The sequence below is a fragment of the Limosilactobacillus viscerum genome (assembly GCF_947387525.1).
Lineage (GTDB): Bacteria > Bacillota > Bacilli > Lactobacillales > Lactobacillaceae > Limosilactobacillus > Limosilactobacillus viscerum.
Map to the genome: position 1 here is coordinate 1 of NZ_CANDNW010000059.1, position 1,710 is coordinate 1,710.

At 41.7% G+C, this 1,710-nt stretch carries 1 protein-coding gene; it reads left to right on the plus strand.

All coding sequences use genetic code 11. The features are described from left to right. Positions 1-183: 183 nt before the first annotated feature. Positions 184-1,575: a L,D-transpeptidase family protein gene (locus QOS07_RS09170; RefSeq protein WP_283588640.1), complete on the plus strand. Its 1,392-nt coding sequence runs from the start codon at positions 184-186 to the stop codon at positions 1,573-1,575. Positions 1,576-1,710 lie beyond the last annotated feature (135 nt).

Here is a 1,710-nt window from a genome sequence, read left to right on the forward strand (position 1 = left end):
CGAAAAGTGTTAAATTATGAAACCCCATATGAGGTATTTTTTGAGAAACCGTTGCACTTGGTTTGACAATTCGTCGTTAAAAAAAAGAGCAAGAATTGTGTCAGTTTGTTCATTTGCTGGTACAATATGATCGTTGACTTTATTTTAGTAAAGCTAAAAATTCATATTTTAGGGAGTTTAAAAATGCAATTTAAGGTTAAGCATTTGATTATTGCAATTATTGTTATTTTAGTTGTAGTGGTTGGTGCAATGTCCTGGCACCAGCATAGTCATTTTAACCGTAATACGACCGTAAATGGGGTTGCGGTTGGTGGAATGACTGTTGACCAGGCTTATCAAAAAGTGAAGGCAACTTCGCGGGCTAATGATGTCTACCTCAACGGCAAGCTGATTTATAATGGTGAAGCGACTGGCTCTGGAATTTCCAGTGCTGACAAGTCGAAGTTCCAAGCAGCTCAAAAGGAACAACGGACTTTCTTCCCATCAGGTAAGAAGCAAAACGTAACGGTAACACCAAGCAACGTGGATAATGATCAAACAGCTGCAATGAAGCAGGCGGTAAATGCTGAAGCGGCAAAGCTTAATGCTGGCCGTCGTGCACCAGTTGATGCTTATGCGGTCTTGAAGAACGGTAAGGTTTCTACGGTATCGGCTAAAAAGGGTAACCAGTACGACATTAAGAACTTGATGAAGCAGTTCAATGATGAACGTGCCAATGGGACTATCCGTCTGACGGCTCATTACACACAGCCATTGACAAGTGATAGTAAGGTTGTTCAAGATGAAAAGAGTAAGTTGCAGACGTTAGCTAAGCGCAAGGTAACTTACCAAGTTGAAAAGCAAAACTACAAGTTTAATGCCAACGAAGTAATTACCAAGGCTACCTACCAAAATGGCAAGTACGCATTTGATACTTCAGCAGTAAACAATGAAATTGCGAAGATCAATAAAAAGCAGGCAACCCTCGGCCGGTCATTCAAGTTTAAGACCCACAGTGGTAAGGAGATTACTACTAATAACAAGGGTTCTTATGGTTGGAAGATTAGTGATCAACGTGCTGGTCAAAGCCTTGCTAATGCGATGGCACAAAACAAGAAGACAATTGATGCGAAGAACGATATTTATGGTATCGGCTACAACAAGCGTGGTACTGGTTATGGCGTTACTAGCAATGATGGTATTGGTAATACTTACGTTGAACTGTCACTGGCTGACCAACATGTTTGGTTCTACAAGGATGGCAAGTGTGTTTTTGATGCCGACGTGGTTACTGGTAGTAATACACCAGGGAACCGGACGCCAAAGGGTGTTTGGTACATTATGTACCAGCAATCACCTGCAACACTGCGGGGCTTAAACGATGATGGTTCCAAGTACAGTAGCCCAGTTCAATACTGGTCACCATTTACTGATACTGGTTGTGGTTTCCACGATGCTAGTTGGCGGAACAACTGGTCAAAGACAGAATACTTGACAACGACCGGTGGTTCTCACGGTTGTGCTAACATGCACCCTAGCGATGCTGGTACGGCCTACCACGACATGGAAATTAACGAACCTGTTGTTATTTATTAATACTACTAATAAGAGTGAGACAGAAGTTATAAATTGCTTCTGCCCCACTCTTTATTAGTGGCAGATTGCAATAAATAACTTGAACAAATTTAGTGACGCAAATTAAGCAAAAAGACTTCAATTGGTGTTCGCCAG

Bases quoted from the DNA above. Each gene is read 5' to 3' on its own strand.
- QOS07_RS09170 (WP_283588640.1), top strand. From the start codon at position 184: ATGCAATTTAAGGTTAAGCATTTGATTATTGCAATTATTGTTATTTTA.